The sequence below is a fragment of the Duganella sp. GW821-FHT01E12 genome, assembly GCF_059422325.1.
On the sequence record NZ_JBWKWR010000003.1, the window covers coordinates 1 to 22695 of the forward strand.

The 22695-nt window shown below is 64.3% G+C and carries 6 protein-coding genes and 1 pseudogene; 2 read left to right on the plus strand and 5 right to left on the minus strand.

What is annotated here, in order from left to right; all coding sequences use genetic code 11:
* The coding region (locus tag AC07WS_RS10200) for a transposase (protein ID WP_494728943.1) at nt 1-354 on the minus strand (354 nt) is incomplete at its 3' end.
* Nucleotides 355-620: 266 nt separating this feature from the next.
* On the opposite strand from AC07WS_RS10200, the pseudogene AC07WS_RS10205 reads away from it, so the two are divergent.
* A pseudogene (locus AC07WS_RS10205) lies at nt 621-758 on the plus strand (helix-turn-helix domain-containing protein); the annotation flags it as partial.
* A gap of 388 nt (nt 759-1146) precedes the next feature.
* On the opposite strand, the gene AC07WS_RS10210 reads toward AC07WS_RS10205, so the two are convergent.
* Both AC07WS_RS10210 and AC07WS_RS10215 read right to left on the minus strand, forming a co-directional pair.
* The gene (locus tag AC07WS_RS10210; RefSeq protein WP_494728944.1) at nt 1147-1755 is read right to left on the minus strand and encodes an immunity protein Imm33 domain-containing protein; all 609 of its coding nucleotides are present in this window, start codon (nt 1753-1755) and stop codon (nt 1147-1149) included.
* A complete protein-coding gene (locus AC07WS_RS10215) occupies nt 1745-18949 on the minus strand; it encodes a DUF4214 domain-containing protein (RefSeq protein ID WP_494728945.1) in 17205 nt (5734 codons plus the stop codon). The genes AC07WS_RS10210 and AC07WS_RS10215 overlap by 11 nt, the downstream gene beginning before the upstream one ends.
* 245 nt (nt 18950-19194) lie before the next feature.
* Here AC07WS_RS10215 and AC07WS_RS10220 point away from each other — a divergent pair, with 245 nt between their 5' ends.
* On the plus strand, nt 19195-21558 hold the full coding sequence (locus AC07WS_RS10220) for a S53 family peptidase (protein WP_494728946.1): 2364 nt from the start codon (nt 19195-19197) through the stop codon (nt 21556-21558).
* Nucleotides 21559-21644: 86 nt separating this feature from the next.
* On the opposite strand, the gene AC07WS_RS10225 is transcribed toward AC07WS_RS10220, so the two are convergent.
* Both AC07WS_RS10225 and AC07WS_RS10230 read right to left on the minus strand, forming a co-directional pair.
* Nucleotides 21645-22013, minus strand: a complete 369-nt coding sequence (locus AC07WS_RS10225) for a YXWGXW repeat-containing protein (protein ID WP_494728947.1) — start codon at nt 22011-22013, stop codon at nt 21645-21647.
* Between the two features lie 45 nt (nt 22014-22058).
* The gene (locus AC07WS_RS10230) at nt 22059-22586 is read right to left on the minus strand and encodes a glycine zipper 2TM domain-containing protein (protein ID WP_494728948.1); all 528 of its coding nucleotides are present in this window, start codon (nt 22584-22586) and stop codon (nt 22059-22061) included.
* Between the last annotated feature and the right edge of the window lie 109 nt (nt 22587-22695).

The following is a 22695-nucleotide window of genomic DNA, read 5'->3' on the forward strand; positions in this document are numbered from 1 at the left end:
TTTCTTAGGTCTACCACGCGGTCGTGGCATCAGGGCATCTAGACCCCCGATATGATAACAGCGCTCCCAGGAAGGAATGCTTGTCGGGCTACGGATGTTAAACAGGGCCGCTGTCTGGCTATATGAAAGCTCTTTGCTCCACATATGCTGCAGAATCGCTAGCTTCTGTTCCGCGCTATAGGCCGTGAATTTTTTCACCAGCCCAGCTTCGCCATGGCCCTGATACAAGTACACCCATCGCTTGACCATTGCGTAGTCCAAACTGTACAGCCGTCCTAATGATTTGAAACCGGCAGTGCCGGCCAAGTATCGCTGAACTACCTCCAGCTTGAATTGCGTCGTGTACTTCGCCAATGAAAAACCCCTAAAGTTGGCGTCCAACTTTAGGGGTTCAGTTCATTTTCAGGGGCTTTTTCTTTTTGGGCGCGCGTTGTCTGGCAGACGCGCGCAACGACAAGCAGCGCAATTTGATGGTGCGCGTGATGGTGGCGCTTTGTCGGAGAGATGATTGTTTGTGTTGAGTTGCACTGAAAATTCACCCATCTTCCCCAAGAATTTGCAACGGAATCTGACCCACGTTAGTAGCACAATTCCACCTGTCTCATCGGCAGGAGTTCGGAGTGATCAACGTGGCTTTACTCGGTATCATTCGACGCTGGGAACTTCGTGACCAGATCCCAATTCGAGAAATCGCCAGGCGACTGGATATCTCTCGCAATACCGTCCGACGCTACCTGCGATCGGAAACCACTGAGCCCTCCCTGGCGTGGCATCGATCCTTATACGACGGCACCCAGGGTGGCGCGGTGGTATGAGGGCTGGAACGGTTTGCTTAGGGGAGTCCGGATCGAACATTAGCGGCTGCACTGAGCGCAAAAAAGGCGAGCGCATGGACAACCAGGACTGTCCACGACTGAACTCGCCTTATGAAAAACCCGTGCATAATTTTTGAGCGGTTGAGAAAAATGTAAACGGTTTATATTGTTAAAATCATTACTCGGGAGGTCGTGGCGGAGCGTTTGTACCGTTTTTTTATACGGATAACGCTACGCTGGTGATGTTGTGGACAGTGGACAGGGCAGTCAGGAGTTCCGCTGCTGCTGTACGCCGGGCTGCTGCCCAGCGCATTGCCGAACGCATCTGTAGCTACGCGACTGTTTTCCCCTCTTGGTCTAGGATAGCCTCAACTCTGTCCTCATCCAAGACCACCATGTATCCTGAAGGTAGCATCAGGAATTGAAGCAGCATGGGCCGTAAATTTAAAAGTTGATGCACAAATCCGAATTGCAAATTCTCTCGATCATTGTTTCCCTCAACAAACCCAATAAACCATCCAGAGTCGCCTTTATCCGGCTGCGGTGGAATTCGTTCTAGGTAAATCTTTTTAGCATCCATGCAGCCTTTGGCGAAGATGATCTTATCCTGAAACGAAACCTCCAATGGCGAAATGCCAAGCTGCCCCACAAGAGCGATCTGCGAAGCATGGACCTGCAGCGTTACACTTATATCAGGGCGAACATTGCTATGAGGATCGCTTGAAAAGTCCGGTTCGTACACCACAAACGTATTCTCATCTTCAATTCGCAACTCTAAGACTGACCAGCCTAGCCTTATCCTCATTCGATCTGAAAAAGAAAAGCCTTCTTGGCGCATTTTCTCAAAGTACGATAGCAACCAATCGGCTTGACGCTCCATACCTGCTAAATGGAAAACTTTAAAGGTCCATCGACCTATTTGGCGCTTACTACATTCCATTTCTAACCCCATTGTTAATTTGTTGCTGCAAGATAGACCTTAGCTGATTTTGCCTGTCAATCATTTGTTGTTGGAGTTCTGTAGGCACAGGGCCGAGCTCAGAATGCCCCTTCCACTCTGACCACATTAAAGCCCCTTTCGAGGCGTTAGTACGGCCTCCAAGACCCATGAAGTTATCAGGATTATTCAATACACTAAGTTGACCTGCTGGACTCAGAATATCAAAGTTTGGCATCTCGGTGATAATCTTCATCGGTACAATATGGTCGGCTTGAAGACGATTAACCTGATACCCATATACCGGATCAAAAAATGGTCCTTTACCTGGATTGACCATATCCCGAATTTCTTGTGTTGGAGTTTGCCTCCTAAGTGCAGCGTAAGCCTGCTGCGAAATGCTGGATGGCTGCACAGGCCCCAAAAAGTCAGGATCACCAGTTATCGGTATTCTATTCGATGTGGTTGGTCCCGTTGAACGGAATGCATTAACGTCAAGCGACGTATTGCCAATTCTTGTTCCTACGGAAATCGGGAATGCAGGTGGGCGTGGACCACCACCTCTGGCTCCAAAGAGTTCCATGCCCGCCCATCCCAGCACGCCGGCATCACTGACCTTGTTCTCATTGAACCCTGCGCCCCTAGCCATTAGCATAGGTACAGCGACAAAAGCGCCACCATACCCCATAGCGAGATTATTGCCATTTCTCTGTGCTTGTGCTCGAGCGCTGGCTTCTCGTGCTGGATCGACCGCTACAAAAGCTGGGCCGGATGGACGATATGAGTTGTATGAGTTGACTGCCCGTTGAGTAGCGTCGACGTCAGCCGCTGATGGCCGGCTATATGAGCCATACCATGGCATTTCATCTGTTGAACCGCTTGGTCTAACAAATGTATCGTTCGCCCAGCTCAAAAGACCCTGTCCAGCATCTGAAAGAACGTCTCCAACCTGGGAGATCAACTGTCCTGCAGGAGTGAGAATATTCCGTTGTATCCAGCTTGGTCCTGGCCGAGGGATGATTACGCGCGGGATACCGTCGTCAATGTCCGAAGCGCCGATAACCGTAGCGACATACGCAGATCGCTCGGCTGCTCTTGCCGAGGCATAAGTCATGTCGCCGAGCGTTGCTACGTCGCCCTGTGTATTTGGCTCTCCACCGAGCATGGATGCCAGTCGAGGGCCAGAGAAGCTGTCTTGCTTAAGCTTGCTCCATTCGTCGGCGCTCAAGTCCGGCGTGCCGCTGCTGCGCGAAGCCAGGCTGCTGCCCAGCGCATTGCCGAACGCATCTGTAGCAATTTGCGCCACGTTGATCTTACCACCGCGCAGAATCGAGGTGGTCGCGCCGGCTGCGAAGCCGCTGAGGGTGCGCACGGCCAAGTCGTTGGTCTGGCCGAAGATCATGGACAGCACGCCTTTGTCGGCCAGCGCGTCGCCGAACGCGGTGCCGGCTGCCGCGCCGGCAGCGGCACCGGCGGCGGAGGCTGCCACGTTGCTCCAGCTGAAGCCGTTCTGCAAGCCGGTGGCTATGCCAATGCCCTGTGTGACGACATTGGAGAGCGCGGCGCGCGCGGCCAGGCTGGGTAAGGAGCTTGCATCTGTGAGCGCTGAGCCAAATGCGCCTCCGTTGGCCAGGCCGCCGATGCCGGCCGAGGCGCCTGCCCCGATCGCGCTCAGCGCCACGCCTTTCCAGCTGAAGCCGTCTTGGGCGCCGATGGCGTTGCCCACTACCTGGCTGGCGATCGAGCCGACTGCGCCGGCGATCGCGCCGCCGACGAAGCCGGCTGTTTCTATCATGGTGCTGCCGATCACGGCTCCTCCTCCGGTCAGGGCCGATGCGCCGGCCGCCATCGTGTTGAGGAAGCCGCCGGTCACGCCCGACATGGCTCCGGCGGTGTAGATCGTCACCGCGACCGCGACCGCCACCATGATCAGTTGTCCCACGCCGCCACAGCCGCCCCCATGGCTGGGCGGCGGCAGCGCCGGCGCCGTGTTGCCGATGGCGTCGGAGGCGTTGTACGGCTTGAAGGTCGCGTAGTCGTTGTGCACCGTGTTGACGCGGGTCGGGATGCGCAGGATCTCGCCGGCCTTCAGGGCCTGCCCGGCGCTCTTGTTATTGGCGTCGGCGATCAGATACCACAGCTTGGCATCGCCCCAGATCGACTGGGCGATGCTTTGCAGCGTCTCGGAGTTGCTCTGCACGCTGTAGGCGCTTGGCGGGGCCGTCAGCGCCGGGGCGCTGAGCGGCTGGTAGGTCGAGCCAAGGATGTTGTCGTCCTGCGCGTTTTCCTCGCCCAGCACCTGGCCGTTGACGATCAACGAGAAGGTCGTGTCCTTGTCGGTCTGCCTGCTTTGCACGTGGCCGTCGGCGTCGTACCAGAATTTTTTATTCAGCGCAGCTTCGCTGCCTTCCACACTGATCCGGTTGCCGAAGTTGTCGTATTTGCTTTCCGAGCGGCCGGCAGGGTTGGTGGATTGCGTGACGATGTGCTCGCGTGCGGCATTGGTCCATTCGTATTCGACTTTGTAGTGGCCGTAGTCGTCTTTATCGTAACCCCGTGTCGTGACGGTATAACCGTACATGTTACCCATGTCGTCATAGCCGCCATAAATATTATTGGGCGTGTCGTCGTGGAAGTAGATGTCCTGAGACACCTTGTCGAAGTTTTCGTCGCACTGGTGCAGGACGTGTCCGCCGATATCGTAGGTGTAGGTGCGTTCCTGGGTGGCGATGCCGGCCGCGGTGGCGGCGGCCACCAGGGAGGCATTGGCGCCGTCCTGCCTCAGCATGCCCGCCAGGTAGAGCCGGCCCCCCTCGTCGTAGCGGCGGGTGTCGAAGCGCACGCCGTCGCGGGCGCCGTATTGCAGGCGGCCGACGTCGTCGTAGGCATACGTTTCGGTGGTCTTTTTACCGGCCTCGGTGGACAGGTCTTCTTTGTTGATGAAGACGCCGATATAGCTGTCGCTGATGCGGTTGCCGGCCATGTCGTACTTGATCTCATGGCCGGTCTGGCCCAGCCCCGCGACCTTGTTCACCGCGTCCCAGGAGTCGGCGTTGACCACGATCTGACGGTTCATCTCGTCGTAGGCGTTGTACTTGTCGGATTTTATAACCTGGTTGATGGTCGTGGTGATCCGGGTGCGGTTGCCGTTGTCGTCGTAGGCATAGTCCAGTTGATACAGATCGTCCTCCACCACCTTCAGGCGGTTCTGCATGTCGTAGGTGAGGCGGTTGTTCTGCACGCGTGCCGGCGCATTGGGATTGCCGGTGCCATAGGACTGCTTCTCGGTCAGCCGGTTGCCGACGGCGTCGTAGGTGTAGCTGGTGCTTAAACCGCTTTCGCTATTGTCGACGCGTACCAGCAGGCCGTTGGCGTAGGTCTGCGTGAGTGTGCTGCCCTTGACGCTGGTCTGCGTGAGGTGGCCTGCGCCGTCGTATTTGTACGTGCTGTCGGTATAGCTGTAGTCGGTAAGCTTGCGGATCCGGCCGAAACTGTCCACGTCCCATCGCAGCTCGTGGTCCAGGGCGTCGAGCGTGGCGATACGGTGGTGGAAGGCGTCATAGGCGGTGCGGGCACGGTACAGTCCCCCCTGCAACATGGTCGAGATGACGTTGCCATCCAGATCGTACTCACTGTAGGTGCTCACGCCTGCCGCATCGATGCCGCGCGTCTTGCGACCCAGCTCGTCGTACTCGTAGTGTTCTTCCAGCTGGTGGAGGCCTTTGTAGCTCACCTGCATTGCCGAGCCCTGGTCGTAGCCGACCCAGACGTCGACCGCTCCTGCCGTCCGGGTACTGGTCAAGTGGCCCAGGTGGTCGAACCGATAATTGGTCTGCAGGTCGGTTTGCTGCGCGCCATCCGCACCCTTGCCGCGTTGGGTGACAATCGCCGTGCGGTCGCCGAACAGGTTGTAGGTGTAGCTGACCTTGCCGCCGTCGGCGTGGGTTTCCGCGACCACCTTGCCGTTGCTGTCGTAGGCCAGGCGGCTGAACTGGCCCTTGGCGTTGCCGACGAAATCGGCCGCGCGCACCTGGCGGCCCAGCGCGTCGTAGCCGGTGCTGTTGGCCGGCGCGGCGCTGCCGGCCAGCGCGTTGAGGGTCTGGCTCAGTTGCTGGTTGTCGTAGTTGTAGGTGTAGCTGACCTTGTAGTTGGGGTTGCGCGCGTCGGCGATGCTGAGCACGTTGCCCCAGCGGTCGACCGTCAGGTGCTCGGTGGCGGCGAAGCGCACCGGCGTCAGGTTGGTCTCCTTGGTCAGGGCGATCGCGGCCACCGGCGCATAGTCGGTGAAGACGGCCTGCTGCTGCATCGCCTGCAGGGTCTGCGCTGCGCTGTTGGCCGCCTGCGCGTCGCTGCCGGGATGGGCCAGCGCTTCGCTGACGCGCCCCATGAAGGCGGTCTTTCCGCTGAGCTTGACGCCGTCGATGCCGGCATAGGCGTACAGGTCGGCGACCAGGCTAATGGCCAACTGGGCGCGGGTGGCCGGATCGGCGGTGAGCTTGCCGCTCCAGGCGGTCACCTCGGCGGCGTCGGCTGCGCGGCCCAGGCCGGTCTGGAACAGGGCTTTGACGTAGTCGGCGTTGGTCAGCGTGGACGGGAAGCGGTTCTGCGCCTCCGGCAGCGCCAGCAGCGTTTTTGCGATATTCAGCAGCGGGGTGCCGCTCTTGCGCGAGGCCAGGTTATCCATGAGCGTCGGGGTGTCCGGTGCGTGTCCCAGCAGGATCACGTACAGCTGGACGATGTCGCGCAGCGAGACGGCGTCCGGCGTTAGCGCGGCCACGGCGCTGGCGTCGGCCAGTGCGGCGGCGTCGCGGCTGGCGGCGGCGTTGGCCGTCAAAAAGTCGGCGACGTTCGGTGTGGCGCTGGCGGCGCTGGCCGCCGTGTTCAGCGCGGTGAGCATCGGCCCGATCTTGTTGTCCAGTGCCAAGGCGTCGGTGCTGCCGGAGTTGCGGTTCCACTCGGCCAGCAGGTCGCTCAGCAGCTTGCCCTTGCTCATGCCGCTGGCGGCGCTCAGTTGGTCGCTCCACCGACGCAGCGTGGCGGCCGCCGGCGCGTGGCCGGCGGCGTTGGTGAACAGTTTGCTCACGTAGGCGTCGTTGTTCGCCGGGCTGGGTGCGGGGAACAGGGTGGGGGCGCCGGCGATCAGGACGTTAGCCTGGTCGGCCAGGCTGCGGCCGTTCTGGAAGTAGGCCATGCCCTGGTTGAATTCCAGCAGTGTGGGCGCGCGGGCGAACAGCGCCACGTACATCTGGGTCAGCTGGATTGCTTGCTGTGTGGCCGGCGTGGCTGCGCCATAGCGAACCGCCAGGCGCACGGCCCCCAGGCCGGCGGTGTCGACATCGGCCAGCTTGGCGGACTCCGTCACTTCCAGCGCCAGCGCGTTCTTAAAGGCGGTGGCGTTGGCCAGCACCGTGTTGAAATCCGCTAGTACCGCGGTCGGCGCCAAGCCGACCGAGGCGGCGGCGGCGGCCGAGGCCACGCTGGCGGCCAGCGCCGCTGCCTTGGCGTTATCGGCGGTGGCGGCCTTGCCTAGCACGGTGACGGCCGCGTTGGCGGCGGCCAGCGTGCCTTGCGCGATCGGCGCCAATCTGACGGCTGCGTCCCAGTCTGCGGTCTTCTTGTCGCGGTCGGCGACGGCGTTGTCGTACTGCAGCTGGGCCTGCGCGATGGCCTGGGTGCGCCCGTCGGCGGCCGCCTGCACGGCAGCATTGTAGCTGTCGACCAGCGCTTGGGCCCTGGTTTGGCTGGCGCCCGTGGCCGCGCTCAGTTCCTGCTCGAAGGCATTGCGCATCACCAGTGCGGGGTCGACATTTTCGTCTGGACGATGGTACAGCTCGTCGCGGCATCCGAGCATGAATTGATAGGCGACGGCGCCGGCGTCGGTGTTGCCGGCAAATGCAGCTAGCCAGAAGTTATAGCCTTTCGACACAGGGTCGCGGCGCAGAATGGTGTTGAACAAGCTTTTGACATAGGCGCCAAGGTCGCTCAGGGAACTGGCGGTGGCGCCGGCACCCAGGGCGGCCAGCTTGTTCAGATATGCGGGATCGGCCACCAGGCTGGCGATCTGGCTATTGACGTAGGCCAGATCGGTCGGCAGGTTGAACGCCACCAGCACCTCCATGACCTGGCTCACCAGCGACGGCGGGGCTTGCAGGTAGTATTGCCCCGGCACGGCGGCTTGCTGCGCGGCCGCGATCGCGGCATCGTTGCCTTGCGGGGAATTTTTCGCGTTGTCGAGCGCGGTGGCCTTTTGCGCCGCGACGTCGATGGCGGTGTTTTTCAGATTGAGGGTGTCGGTGACGTTCTTTTGCGCGGCCGTCGCCACCGCCGCGGCAGTGTTGACCACCGGCGCCAGCGCGGTTCCCACTTTCTGATCAAACCAGCCCTTGCTCGTGTATTCCGACGCCACCGGCTGGGTGTGCTCGATCAGGCTGTCGATGATGGCGGCCGCCGTCTTGCCGCGGCTGGAGCTGGCCAGAGTGTCAAGCCAGAAGGGCGCGGTGGCGGCAACCGGGCGCCCCAGCGTTTGCAAGAAGATTTGATTGATGAAGTCGCTGTCGGACAAGCCGCTATACATGGCTTTGCCGTCAGGCGTGTTGAGCATCTGCTCGGCGATGTCGGACAGGCTGGTGCCCTGGTAGTGCGCCAGCAGGTAGTTGTTCATGGCGGCGGCGTCGATCGGCTTCTGGCCGGCGGCCGGCCCGCGGTTGAGCACGCCGACAAACAGGCGCGCGATTTCGAATAAAGCGCTGGTGTTGAAGGGCAGGCCTTTCATTGCGGTTTGCAGGGCCTGCGCCGCGGTGTCGGCGATGGCGCTCTTGCCTGCGGCGTCGGCCGTGGTGAAGCTGGTCTTGGCCTGGGTGGCCGTGGCTTCGGCCGCCTGCGCCTGCGCGGCCATGTTGGTCAACCCTTGGTTGAGATCCTTTTCAAACGCCATCCTGCCGGTCCAGACCGCCTCGGCCTGCGGATCGTTGTTGTCGATGGCACCGTACAACATGTCGGCGATCATCAACACCGACTCGATGTCCATGGTCGCGGCCGAGACTTGCCCGGACCAGTAGGCCAGCTTGGCGGCCGGCGGCTCGATGCCCAGCACCTGGCGGTACATGCGGTTGACGAAAGCAGCGGAGTTGAAGTCGGCGGTGGGGTAGAGCAGTTGGCCGTCTGGCGAGGCCAGCAGGCTCGATACCGCGCCGATATCGCTCAGGCCGGCCACCATGGCGCGCGCCAGGGTGAGCACCTTGTTCATGTCCAGCGGCGCCGGGAAGCCGCTGCGGCCCAGGTTGAGGTAGGCGGCGTAGATGCGCGCCGCGCGCAGCGTCGCGCCGGCCAGCGCGTTGGCGGCCGATGCGCTGGCGGCGCTGGCTGCGGCGCCGGCGGCGGCGGTGCTGGCCTGCAGCGAGGCAATCGCGGCGGTGTTCAGGGCGGCAGCGTCGGTCAGATTGCGGGCCGTGGCGGCCAATGCGGCCGCGGCGGTCACCGTCGTGACGCTGAGCCCATAGTTGATGGCGGCGCTGACGTCGGTCGCGGTCACCAGGCTGTAGATCTTGGTGACATCGGCCAGGTTGTTGCTGGCCAGGTTGAGCGCAACGTTGACCCCGACCGCGGCGCGGTTGTTGAACAGGGACAGCGTGTTGTCGCCGGCGCTGTAGATGCCGGAAACCAGCGCCTTGATCACAGCGACGGCCACCTGGCCGCGCGTGGCGCCATTGGCCAGTTGATTGAGCCAGTTCTGCAGCGCGATCTTGTCCGGCCTGCCGCCGAAGCCGACGCTGTAGAGGCGGTTGACAAAGTCGGTGTCCGACAAGCCTTTGGGATAGAGCGCGGCATTGCCGCTCGCTTCCGCGCCGGTCAGCATGGTGGCGGCGACGTCCGCCAGCGACAGTGGCGGGGAGGCGGTCAGCCTGGCCAGGCAGGCCTGGAAGCTGTCGTGGTCGGGCGCGCGGCCCAGCAGCGTCGCGTACAGGCGGGACAGGCCCAGGCGCAGGTCTTCCAGCGGTGTCGAGGCGGCCGCCAACTGGGCACTGGCCAGGGTGTCCTTGATGGCCTGGGCCTGGTCTTGCAGGCGGGTCAGCGCCTGAGCGATGGCCTGGGCCGGATCCTTGGCATCGTTGACGGCGCTGATGATGGAGCGCGAGATGCTGATCCTGGTCATCAGGTCGCCGTCGGGCGGTGGCAAAGCCACGTAGGCCAGGCTGAGCGCGACCTTGTCGCGGATCGCCTGCAGGTCGTCTGCGGTGAGCGGGTCGGCCAGGGTGTTTTCCGCCAGCGCGCTGGCCAGCCCGCCACGGGTGATTTGGCCTATGCCCAGCTGCAGGCAGTTGCGCTCGAATTCGAAGGAGCGCGGTTCGCGGTGCAGCAGGTTCCTGAACAAGGTGCCGATGAATTGTTTGTTGGCGGCCACCTGCGCATCGCCGGTCGGCGGGATGGCCGGTGCCGGATACAGCCGACGGGCTTCGACGTCGTTGAAGAAGGCATCGGCGATCGCCGCCAGGCTGTTGCCGGCGACGCGCGAGTTGACCCAGAAATTCAGGCCGGCCGGTTCCGGCGCCCGCCCCAGTATCGTCACATAGAGCTTGGCAATCTGGGCCTGGTAGCGTTCGATGGTCGCGGCGGACGTGCCTTCGCCGATCGCGCCGTCGGTCACGTACTCGGCGTGCGACAGGATGCTGGCGGCGGTGGCGCTGTTGCTGCCGCCGTTGACGCTCAGGTAGTTGTACAGCGCCGCGGTACGGCGCACCAGCCGGCTGCTGCCGGCGTTCAGGATGTCGACCAGCGCCTGGCCGCGATGGTCGTCGCCGGCGCGGTCGAACTGCTGCCGCCAGGCTTCCACCTGGTCGGGGTCGGGCGCCAGGCCCAGGATGTTGTCGTGCAAATTGGCCAGGAAGGCGGCGCTGCCGTTGCGCAGCAGCGCCTGGCCGTCGGCCGTGCCCAGCAGCGTGAGGGCGATGCCGGCCAGGTCGGCGCCCGCGTTGTACTGGTCGATCAACCGGTTCAGCTCGTTGGCGCCGGGTGCGCGGTTCATGAGCATCAGGTACATGCCGATGATCTTGCGGTTCAGGTCGATGCTCGGCGTGCCGGCGATGGTCACCTTGCCGGCGCCGGTCTGGAACGTGCCGGCGGGACCTTGGATAAAGACCTGGTATTCGAACGGGCCGCCGACCACCGACGGGTCGAAGGTCGGCAGGCCGTTGATCAGCTGTACCGGGTTCGCTTGTGCGGTCCAGTCGCCGCCTGGCTTGCGCACCTTGATCAGGAAGGCTTGCTGGGCGTCGTCCCTGGTGCCGAGGACGATGCGTTGTCCGGCCAGCAGCTGGTCGGACGCCAGCTTGACCGTTTCCCAGGCGTCGCCGTTCATCTGCAGCACGGTGGTGCTGGCGGCGGCCGTGGCGTCGAGGTCGTACGGCGTGCTGCGGTCGACCAGATGGCCGAGCATGTCGTAGCGCAGGTCGGTGCGCAGCAGCTTGTGCATGCCGTCCAGGCCGTCGCTGTTGAGCAAGCCTTGCAGCGCGTGCTCCGCGCTGCCGCTGCTGACCACTTGCGCGGTGGCGTTGCCCTGGGCGTCGAACAGCGTGACGCGGTCGATGCCGTCGCCGGCGTTGCTCAGCCAGGCCCGGCCGGCCTGGTCGTAGCGGGTATAGCTGGTCTGGACGCCGGCGGTCGCGTCGAGGGTGCCGTTGTAGGCGTAGGCGTAGGTCGCCGTCACTTCGCCGAAGGCGTTGTAGACGCTGGTCTGGTGGTTGCGCAGAACCGGCTTGTTGCTGTCGGTCAGATTCTCGTTGCCCGGTGTTTCGACCTCGATGAGGCGCCCGAGGTCGTCGTAGCGCTTGATCTGGAATGCCGTCTGCTGGGCGCCTGCGCTGGTGACGGTGCGCCACTGCTTGGCGACGCGGCCGTAGCGGTCGTAGGCGGTGCGCGCCACCGAACCGGCTGCGCCCTTGGCGAACTGTTCCGCGTCCAGCATCTGGGTGACGCGGCCGTCAACGTCGTAGGCCATGGCGGTGACGCGGTTGTCGGCATCGTTGCGGTCGACCGGCGTCGCTGTCCTGGCATCCGGCGTTGCGGCCGCGCCCTTGGCGTAGTCGACCCGCAGCACGATGTTGCCGAAGATGTCGAGCTTGAACTCGGTCAGCGGCGACTCCGCCTTGGCGATCTCGGCATTGTTGCCGGTCTGGACCTTGGCCACGCCGATGGTATGCCCCAGCGCGTCGAAGTAGGTGTAGCTGGTGCCGCCCAGCGCGTCGGTGACCGTGGTCTGGCGGCCGAGCAGGTCGTAGCCGTAGCTGGTGACGATGTCGTCGGTGACCGCTGCGCCGTTGCGGATGAAGGAAGCCTGGACGCGGGTCTCGCTGACCAGGCGCTGGTTGCGGTCGTAGGCGGACACGGTCTTGCGGTTGTAGTCGCCGGCGGCCTCGGCCGGCGCGGCGACCGGGCCAGGGCCGCTCCAGCCGACCGCTTTGGAGAACTCGAGCCGGGTGACCTTGCTGGTGTTGCTGCTGGCGTCGTAGTCGTAGCTGTAGGTGGTCAGGTAGGCGCTGCCGCTGGCCGTGCGGGCGCCCGAGATCAGCTGCAGCTGCTGGCTCTTGCGGCCCAGCGCATCGTAGGCGTAGCGGGTGTCGGCGGCGTCGGTGACGCGCCGGCCCTGGAGGTCGGCGCCGTAGCTGAACTGCTCGGCCGTCTCGCCGAAATCGGTATAAACGGTTTCCGTGGTCTTGGCCGCGTACAGCTTGGGCGAGGCGTCGGTGCTGTGCGGATCGTACAGCGCGGTGAGCGTCTCGACCACCTTGGTCACCCGGTCCAGGGCGTCGTAGCTGGTGCCGATGGTGCGGTCGCTGCCGTAGTCGTGCAAGACGGCGGCGCTGAACGTGGCCTCGTCCACCTGGGCCGGCGTCTTGCCGCCGGCCAGCGGCTGCGGCTTGAGGTTGTAGCGGGTCAGCCAAGTGGCGTTGCCGAAGATGTCGCGGCCGTAGCCGGTCACGTAGCCGAGCGCGTCGATTTCATAGCTGACCTGGCCGCGCTTGTCGTAGACCTTATAGCTCAGTTTGCCGCCGACGTCCTGGTTGGACACGGCGTCGCCGAAGGCGTTATAGCCGACCGTGACGATGCGCAGTCCGCTGGACTGGAGATGGGCGTCGGCCGCGCCGGCGCCGGCGCTCAGCTTGGGATCGGCCGCATCGTCGTAGACATCGATCGGCGGACGTATCGTTTGCACCTGGCGCCCCAGGTTGTCGTAGCGGTACTCGGTGACGCGTTCGGCGCCGCTGCCGACGCCCTCGGTGCGCTTGGTCAGGTTGCCCAGCGCGTCGTATTCCATGCGCGTCATCAGGGACAGCAGATTGCCGTCGCCCCAACCGCCCATCGGCAGATTGAGGTTGGCGGCGTAGCTCGGCACGGGCGGGCTGGTCTCCAGCACCAGATGGCCGGCGGCATCGTACTCGTAGGTCCAGGTGCTGCCGAGCTTGTTGGTGTAGCTGGTCTTGCGGCCCAGGCCGTCATACCGGTAGTACTCGGTGGCGCCGGTACTGTCGGCGGAGCTGGACAGATTGCCGCTGGCGTCGTACGTCATGATGGTGAGGGTCGCCGATCCCGCCTGCAGCTGGCGCAGTTGCTCGGCCGCCACCGCGGCGGTCGCGGTCGGATCGGCGAAATGGGCCGGCTGCAGGTAGGCCCGGATTTCGCTCAGCTGGCCGAGGGTGTTGTAGACCCGCTCGGTCATATAGCCGCCGGCGTCGATGGTCGAGCGCAGGCGCTGGTTCTGGTCGTAGCCGTAGTACTCGGCGCGGTCGGCCGCGCCCGGCGCGGACGGCAGCAGCTTTCTCAGGTCGGCCGGCGTGCTGGCGGTGCTCAGCGCGGCGCTGTCGGGCAGCGCGGCGGCATAGCGGATGCTGGCGATCTTGTTGCCGATGACGTCGTAACGATATTCGGTCGCGTGGCGCAGCGCATCGATCTGGTACACCGGCCGGTGCTGCAGGTCGTAGACGGTGCGGGTGATGCGGTCGTCGGGCAGCGGCGTCAGGCCGAAGTTGGCGGTGCTGGTTTCGGACGGACGGGGGGCGAGCGTGGCGTAGGCCGTACGCTGGGCAACATTGCCCTGGGCGTCGTACTGCAGCTGGGTGACGGCGCCGGCGGCGTCGATGCTGAGGCTGAGACGGTTCAGCGCATCGTAGGTGAAGTAGCTGGCGCGGTCCAGCGCGGCATTGGCCGTGACGGCGGCACCCAAGTCGGCGGGCGGCGTATTGGTTTGCAACAGCGTGGCGTACTGGATGCGGCTGACCAGGTTGCCGGCGTAGTCATAGGCCAGGCGGGTCAGCGCCCATTGCTGGACCGCATTGCTGTCTGGGCCTTGCGCGGTGGCGCTCATGACCACGCGGTTCAGGGCGTCGTAGTTGTAGCGGGTGATGGCGTCGGCCGGTGACGCGGCGACGGCCAGGATGGCCTCGTCGGTGGGAACGATGCCGCGCACGGTGTTGACGTAGGCGGTGCGCGCCAGCACGTTGCCGGCGCTGTCGTATTCCTGCTTGACCACGCTCCACTTGATGGTGCCGTCCTCGTGGCGCTGGGCGGTGGCGGTGGCGATCAGGCGGCCGGCGCCATCGTAGACCATGCGCGTGCCGGCGTCGTGGACGACGGCGGCATTGTCCGGCGCGGCAGCGTTGAGCGCGGCGGCGGCGTCGGCCCAGGCCAGCGCCTTGGCATCGTCGGGTGCGCGGCCATCCACGCTCATCAGGCTGGCATAGGCGGCGCTGCCGGCCTGGCGGCCGTTGCTGTCGTAGCTCAGCTTGCTGACGGACCAGGTGCTGGCGTAGACAGTGGCGCCCTGGGCATTGATGGTGGCGCTGACCTGTTGCGCGCTCAGCGACAGCGTCAGCTTGCCGTTGATATAGACGAAGCGCTGGTGGCGGTCGCGGGTCGGATCGCTCAGCTTGCCCGCAGCCAGGGCGGCGTCGATCGAGGCGCCGACGTCGGTCGTGGTACGGAAGTCGCTTAGGAGGTTGGCGTACGCGACCTGGTCGGTCACATGGCCGCTGCCGTCGTATTGGTAGGCGGTGACGGCGCCGGTGCCGTCGACCGTGGCGCGCACGCGGCCGTTGGCGTCGTAGGAGGTTTGCACGGTCACGTCGAGGAAGAGCGCGGGCGTGACGCTGTTGGCGCTGCCCAGCTGGTTCTTCTTGATCACGCCGCCGAAGGCGTCGTAGCCGGTGAGCGTATGGTTGCCGCCGGTGAGGGCGTCGGCCACGTCCGCGACCAGGCCGCGCCGGTTGTAGGTGTACAGCTGGACGCTGTTGCCGGCATTGGTCGCGTTGGCGGTGATGAAGGTTTTCAGTTCCGCCGCCGCGCCGGTCAGGCCGGCCGGCGCCAGGCGTTGCGCGTATTGGGTGGCGCTGTCCGAGCTGAGTTTGCCGTTGCTGTTGTAGACATGGCCGCTGACCTGGCCAAGCGCGTCGACGCTGTAGGTCAGGTGGCCGGCGGCGTCGTAGTAAAAGACGTTGCGCTGGCTGTTGGCCGTGCTGGCGATGATGGCGTCGAGCGCCTTGGCCGCGCTGTCGCCGGCGCCGCCCTGGCCCGTCAGCTGGTTGTCGATGGCGCCGCCGCTCAGCGCCGCCAGCGCGGCGGCGTTGAGCGCGCCGGCATACAGCATCTTGGTCTGCACCTGGCCAAAGGCGTTGTAGCTGTAGCCCTTGACGCCGCCGGCGCCGTCGATGGCGTAGCTGAGGCGGCCGCCGTCGTCGTAGTAGAACACCGCCTGGCGGTCCTGGCTGATGTCTGCCAGCGTCAGCATGGCGTTGGCGAACAGCATGTCGGCTTTGCCGCCGGCCAGTCTGGACAGCAGCGTGGCGGACAGGCGCTTGCCGTACTGGATGGTCTTGGCCAGCTGGCCGAAGTTGTCGTAGCGCTGCTCCTGCACCTCGCCCAGCGGATTGACGGTGTGGGTCAGGCGGCCCATGGCGTCGTAATAGTACAGCGTGCGGTTGCCGGCGACGTCGGTCATGCCCACCCGCTGGCCGATGCTGTTGTAGCTGTAGGTTTGGGCATAGGTGGCCCACAGCGCCGCCACGGCGGCCGGGGACGGCGCCGCGCCCAGCGCCGTCAATCTGGCCACGCCCTCGTCGTTGAGTTGGCCGACCAGGTGGCCGGCGTTGTCGTAGCGCGAGGCGCTGGTCATTTCCGCCAGGCCGGCGTTGCCGCGCTCGACCGAGGTGACGTTGCCGTCGGCGTCGTAGCGGTACCTGGTGTAGGCGCCGGTGGCCGAGGTCTCGGTGTCGAGCTTGTTGAGCGCGGTGTAGGTGTAGCTGCTGAACTGGTCCTGCGGGCTGGTCTTCAGGCCCAGCGCGGCCAGGTTCTTGCCGGTCGGTACGGCGGTGGCGGTCGCGTAGGCGCGGCGATAGCTCAGGTTGCCCGCGCTGTCGTAGCGGAATTCGGTCACATAGTTGTCGGCGTCGATGGTGGCGATCAGCTGGTCGCGGCCGTTGTAGAGCTTGCGTTCGTGGCGGTCGCTCGCGGGATTGAGCGCAGGGCGCAGCGCCGTCAGGTCGCCGGCCGCCAGCGCCGCGGCGGGGCTGGCGGTGTCGTAGCTGATGGTGTCGATCAGGCGGCCGGCGGCGTCGTACTTGTATTCGGTCAGGAATCCCAGCGGGTCGAGCTTGCCGAGCATCTGGTCGCCCAGATACAGCACGCGGCTCACGCGGTCCTCGCCCGGGGTGGCCTCGCCTGCATAGGCGGCGGCGATATCCAGGCCGTCCAATTTGGTCGTGTCGAGCGGCTTGGTGCGGGCGACGGTTTGCGTCAAGTGCTGCATTCCGTCGTACGTGTAGCGCGTCAGGTAGCCGTTGGCATCCACGGTTGCGATGATGGTGCCGATGGCATCGTAATCGGTCCAGGTACTACGGTCTGCGGCGTTGGCGGCAGGGCGCAGACTCGCCGCAGTCACGTCGGCTGGCCTGCCTTGGGCGTCGGTGAGGCTGGCGGTATTCACCGCTGTGGCATAGCGGGTGGTCTTGGTAAGAAGGTTCAGCTTGTTATACGTGTACTCGGTCATTACGCCGTTGTGCTCGATCTGGGCGGCCTTGCGGCCCTGCAGGTCGTATAGCCAGTAGGTGTTCGTCCCAGCAGGATCGGTGCTGCTGCGCAGTTGGCCGGCGGCGTCGTAGGTGTAGGTGGTGGTGCCGATTTGAGGACCGGATTGCCGCTGCACGGACAGCAGCTGGCCGGCGCCGTTGCGGACGTAGCTAGCCGTGCTGCTCGGCGCCGCTCCGTCTTTGACGGTGGTGGTGACGGTCAGATTGGACTTTGCGTCGTAGATGGATTGGAACAAGGTCTTATTGGCGTCGGTGCGGGTCAGCAGTCGTCCCAGACCATCGTAGGTATAGCGGGTCTCGTTGCCGAGACCGTCCCTGGTCAGCAGCAACTGGCCTGCCTGGTCGTAAGTGTAGTAGCTGATACTCTCGGTGCCGTCGACCACGCCGGCGCGGTTGCCGTCGACCGTTGGGTAGCGGGTGGACGTGGCCAGCAAGCCGCGGGCGTCGTAGGCATAGTCGATGCGGCTTATATTGCTCTTGTCAAAGCCCGCTGCGGCCAGGGCTGCCGTCACGGCCGCCTCGCCAGCGGGCATGTTCTCGGTGCCCAAGGTCAGCAGGCTGCCGTTGTAATGCAACTCGGACATCAGGTCGCCGTTGGCGTAGTAGAGGTATTCGGTGACGCCGCCTTGCGGAGACAGCTTGTAGTGCACCTTGGCCGCAGCATCGTAGACATAGCGCGTGGTGGCCGGGCCGCTGGCTGTCACCGCGGTGCCGATGCCATCGGTATCCTTGCCGGTGAACTCGACATGGTTCAGCAGCTTGTTATAGGTGCCGTTGTTGATATTGTTGTCATACAGGTCCGAGATTTGGTTGCCGGCCTGGTCCAGGATCACCTTGAAGTTCCCCTGCTGATTGGAGAAGAACCATTTGTTCGCTCCGTCCGGGTAGGTGATCTGGCTCAGGTTGTTATCGCCGTCGTAGACGAGCTTGGTAGTCTGGACGGGAGCGCCGGACGGCAGCGCGTCGATCTGGGTCAGATTGCCTGCGGCATCGAAGGTGTAGGTAGTCCTGGTGCCCAGCGGATCGGTCACCACCGGCTTGTTCGGGACCTTGTAGTTGATGGTGGTCTGGCGATTCAACGCATCCGTGAAGCTGTCCACCCGGTAGTTGCCGCCGACCAGTGCATAGGTGAAGTGCAAGTCGCTGCCGTCGGACTGCGTGACCCGGGAGACGCCCTTGCTGACCGGGTCGTATTCATAGCTGGTGGTATAGACATTCTTGTCGGCGATGCTGCCGTTTTCCGGCGTCAAATCCACAGTGACGCTGGTCAGCCGGTGCTGATCGTCGTAGCCGTAGCGGGTGCGGATGAAGGTCGAGCCGTTGGCTAGCACGCTGCGGATTTGCAGCAGGTCGCCGGTCGCCGGATCGTAGTCGAAATGGGTTTGATCGTTGGCGATATAGACATCGTGGTCATTTTTCAGCCCGGTGGAGTCGGCGCTGCTGTCGGCGATGGCGAGGGCACCGCTCGCGTCGGTGACCTGGATAAGCCGTCCTTTGTTGACGCCGTTTGTGTCGTCGTAGAGGTAGCGCTGGCGCACGATTTCGGTGCCCGCGGCGCTGCGTTCAAATGTGCGTACCAGGCGCCCGCCGTGAGCGCCGTCGTATACCTCATAGAAATTCTTGTCGACGGCATTGTCGTCACGGCATATCCATTCATTGGTCGCGGCCACCCAGCTAATGCGCTGGTAGGCGCCTGCGCCCTCATGTGTCAGATAGACGGGTGGTGTGACCGTACTAATGAGCGAGAAGGTGCTGACGGTGCCGTCCGCCGCAGTACGGGTAAGCACACTGCCGGCTCCGTTTGGCACCATAGTCGGATTGAGCAGGGACACTCTGCGGCTCATGCCGTATTGCCAGCTGCTGCCGCCGCCGGTCCCGCTGGCGCCGAAATCGTTGCTGATCGAGCCCTGCGAGTTGTACATCCGTGTGAGTTCGACGTTGATGCCGTGCGAGGCCAGGAAATCGTCGCTGTCCTGCAGTGACAGATTGCCAGTCATGACATTGAGGTAGGCGCCTTCCTTGTTGCTGCCGGTGGCCGCGTTTCCGAAAGTACCTTGTTGACCGAGCACCGCTTTGGAGGTGTTCTGGGTGCCGAGACCGTTGCCGCCAATGATAGCTACCATCTTTACTCTTCTTTACTTGGGCGCGGCCTCGACCGCGTGGATTTATGTTGCAACCCCGCTGATGCGGCGCTTCCTGGGCAAGGTATCCATTCCAATTGAGAAATGTTTAGTGAAATATGGATTTATATTTCTAAAAAGGAAGATTGCTGGGCAGGGCCGTGCCCGTGGATACGTTCCCAAACTTGCAATGCATAAATAGTGTGCGATAATTTCCACGTGGATACAAAATGGCGGCACCAAGGCGGATGATGAAAGATCAACATTTAACAAAATTTAACGCATCGGCGCTTGCGCTGCCGGCGCTCTCGCTGTGTGCGGCTGCCCTGTTGAGCGCATGCGGCGCGGGCGGTGCGGACAACGCCGCGGAGCCGCGCCTGGTCCAGGGCGCAGCTCCGCTGGCAACCGGCTCGACCACGCTGATACTGGATGCCGGCACGCTGCCGGCCGAAGATGCGCGGCGCATGGCGCTGCCGTCGTTCCACATGGCGCCGGTCGAACTGGAGGCGCCGGACGACCATGCCGACAGCGCCGCCGCGCCGGTGCACGCGCAGGCCGTCCCGACCGAATTCCAGCACCTTTCGACTCGCCGCCTGACCATGCAGGCGCTGCACAGCCGACACCTGGAAGCCATGCGCAGCCTGAGCCCGGCAGCGGCCGCCGCGCCGGCCGCCTCCGGCAGCGCGGTGGCGACTTACACGCCGGCCCAGATCCGCGCCGCCTATGGCTTGCCGGCGCTGCCGGCGGCCGGCAGCGTGTTGACGGCGGCCCAGGCGGCCCAGCTGGGCGCCGGCCAGACCATCTACATCCTCGACGCCCAGCACGACCCGAACGTGGCCGCCGAACTGGCCGCGTTCAACACCAAATTCAGCCTGCCGGCCTGCACCACCAAGACCATCGCTCCCACGGCCAGCCTGCCTCTGGCCGCCGCCTCCACCGGCGGCTGCGAACTGGCCGTGGTGTACAGCACCGCCGGCGGCGCCATGACCGCGACCCAGCCCGCGTACGACGCCGGCTGGGCCAGCGAGATCACCCTCGACGTGCAGTGGGCGCACGCCACCGCGCCGCTGGCCCGCATCGTGCTGATCGAAACCGCCGATGCCAGCTACAACAATCTGCTGGGCGGCGCCAGGCTGGCCAACGCGATGGGGCCGGGCATCGTCTCGATGAGTTTTGGCGGCGCCGAAAGCAGCGGTGCCGTCTCCTCCGACAGCGTGTTCGCCGCCGCCGGCATGACCTATCTGGCCGCCACCGGCGACTCCGGCGCGGGCGTGTCGTGGCCGGCGGTCGCGCCGCATGTGCTGGCGGTCGGCGGCACCACGCTCAGCTACAGTGGCAGCGGGCTGCGTTCCGAAACGGCCTGGTCCGGCACCGGCGGCGGCGTCAGCCTGTACACGGCCGCGCCAAGCTACCAGAGCAGCGCCGTGCCGGGCATGGGGACGCCCGCGCGCCGCACGGTGGCCGATGTCGCCTTCAATGCCGACCCCTCGTCCGGCCAGTACGTGGCGATGATCGCGCCCGGCAGCAGCACGGTGCGCTGGGGCAGCGTGGGCGGCACCAGCCTGTCGACGCCGCAGTGGGCCGGCCTGATCGCGGTGGCCAACGCCACCCGCGCGCTGAACGGCAAGGCGGCACTGGGCGCGCCGCACGCGGCCCTGTACGGCGGAATCGCCACCGTGCCGGGCACCTATGCGTCGGCCTTTGCCGACATCACCGCCGGCAGCGACGGCAGCTGCGCCGCTTGCACCGCCAAGACCGGCTACGATCAGCTGACTGGCCTGGGCACGCCGAACGTGTCCAGCCTGTTGTCGACGCTGTCGGGCCTGACGATCGCGGCCGCGCCGCAGGTGGCCTCGGCCAGCATCAAGGGCACGGTCGGGACCGCTTTGACGTTCACGATTTCCACCGTGGCGGCCAATCCGGTCAGCTACACGCTGGGCGGGGCGCCGTCCGGCATGAGCATCAGCAGCGCCGGCGTGGTCAGCTGGGCGGCGCCGGTGGCCGGGACCTACGCCGTCACCGTGACCGCCAAGGACAGCAAGACCGGCCTCAGCGGGCAGGGCGTGTACACCGTCGTCGTCGCGCCGTTGTCGGCGCCGGTGCTGGGCTCGGGCACCATCTACGGCAAGGCGGGCGTGGCGTTGTCGTTCTCGGCGGCGGCCAGCAGTGCCAATCCGGTCACCTATGCACTGAGCGGCGCGCCGTCCGGCATGGCGATCAGCACGGCGGGCCTGGTCAGCTGGGCCAAGCCGGTGGCCGGCGTCTACGCCGTCACCGTCACCGCCAGGGACAGCAAGACCGGCTTGAGCGGCCAGGCCAGGTACACGGTGCAAATCAGTGGCGGCGGCCCGCTGATCACGGCCGCGGCCATGACGGGCGTGGCGGGCAAGCCGATGACGGGCCTGATCACCATCGTCGATAATGGCGTCAGTTCGGTGTCGATCACGATCTCCGGGGTACCGCTGGGCATGATGTTCCAGTCCAGCGGCCTGAGCGTCATGCCGTACTGGAACGCGCCGGTGGCCGGCAGCTACCAAATGAAGGTGGTGGTGACCGATAACGCTGGAGGCAGCGCCCAGCTGACGATCCCGGTGACGGTGACGGCGCGCTGATAGAAATTGAGGACGCTAAAATGACGGCCGTTGATGATACGAATGCGATCATCAACGGCCTTTTTAATTTCAGGGATGTGTAGGCTTTATCGCTCCCAGTGGCCGCGCGACCATTCCCATTCGTTGTGGTGCCAACTCCAATGGCCTGGAATCCAGTAATGGGCAGGGCTGGGAGCGACCGTCATCTGCTCAACAATTACAGTCGGCATCGGACGCACGGAGCCTTGATACCAGTGTCCTGGCTGCCATCGCCAGCCGTGGTCACGCCATGCCCAGTGGCCTTGAACCCAGGCGTAACCCGACGCTGGTGGCGGCGGAATCACTTCCTGGATAGGCGCCGGGGCTAGGCGCACAACGGCGGGCTGCTCGTGGACCACGACGCGCTCTTTGACGACGGTTGTGCAGGCGCTCAGCGCGACGGCCAGTGCCGCCGCATAAAATAATTTTCCAGTCATTTTTAATGTCCTTGTTTCTCGTTGGGGAATGAAGCCGGGCCGGGACTATGGTTGGCCAACGGGCTGATTGCGTTTGGCGATTTCATTGCCCACGTAACCGCCGCCGACGGCGCCCGCGATGGCTGCCAGGGTGCGGCCATTACCGCCGCCCACATGACTTCCCACCAGGCCGCCGAGCAGGGCGCCTATGCCTATGCCGAGCGGGCTGTTCTGTGCGACCGGTGTGGGCTGCTGATAGGCGGAAGCTGGTTGGTAGTCCCGGGCTTGCCCGGCTTGTGACGGTTGGGCACGGTCGCTGTCGTAGGCGATTTGCTGGCGACGCGGGTATTCATGGTGCACGATGGTCTTGTAGCGAACCACCTCGCGCACGATGGGGGCAGGCGCCGCCTGCTGCGCCAGCGGAGCGCCGGCGTTGTTCGTCATGTCGGCGGTTGGATTGGATACGGCCGCACCATGTGAGTTGGGCAGCAGCCCGGTAATTGCGGCGGCGCCGGCCAGACTGACCAGGGTCAGGGAGACTGCGGCGGCGGCCATCAGTGGGTGGATGCGATTCGAGGCGGCGGTGGTTTCCATTTTCGTTCTCCGGTATGGCGCAGATGTCGCGCTGATAGGCCATTAACGGCTGAACCGGCAAACGGGATGTATGGCAGACGTTTCCTGGGTAAGCAAGTGTAACCAGCAC

What these genes read in the sequence shown, in the direction of transcription:
- AC07WS_RS10210 (WP_494728944.1), bottom strand. Translation starts at nt 1,755, where the DNA reads ATGGAATGTAGTAAGCGCCAAATAGGTCGATGGACCTTTAAAGTTTTC.
- AC07WS_RS10215 (WP_494728945.1), bottom strand. Translation starts at nt 18,949, where the DNA reads ATGGTAGCTATCATTGGCGGCAACGGTCTCGGCACCCAGAACACCTCC.
- AC07WS_RS10220 (WP_494728946.1), top strand. Translation starts at nt 19,195, where the DNA reads ATGATGAAAGATCAACATTTAACAAAATTTAACGCATCGGCGCTTGCG.
- AC07WS_RS10225 (WP_494728947.1), bottom strand. Translation starts at nt 22,013, where the DNA reads ATGACTGGAAAATTATTTTATGCGGCGGCACTGGCCGTCGCGCTGAGC.
- AC07WS_RS10230 (WP_494728948.1), bottom strand. Translation starts at nt 22,586, where the DNA reads ATGGAAACCACCGCCGCCTCGAATCGCATCCACCCACTGATGGCCGCC.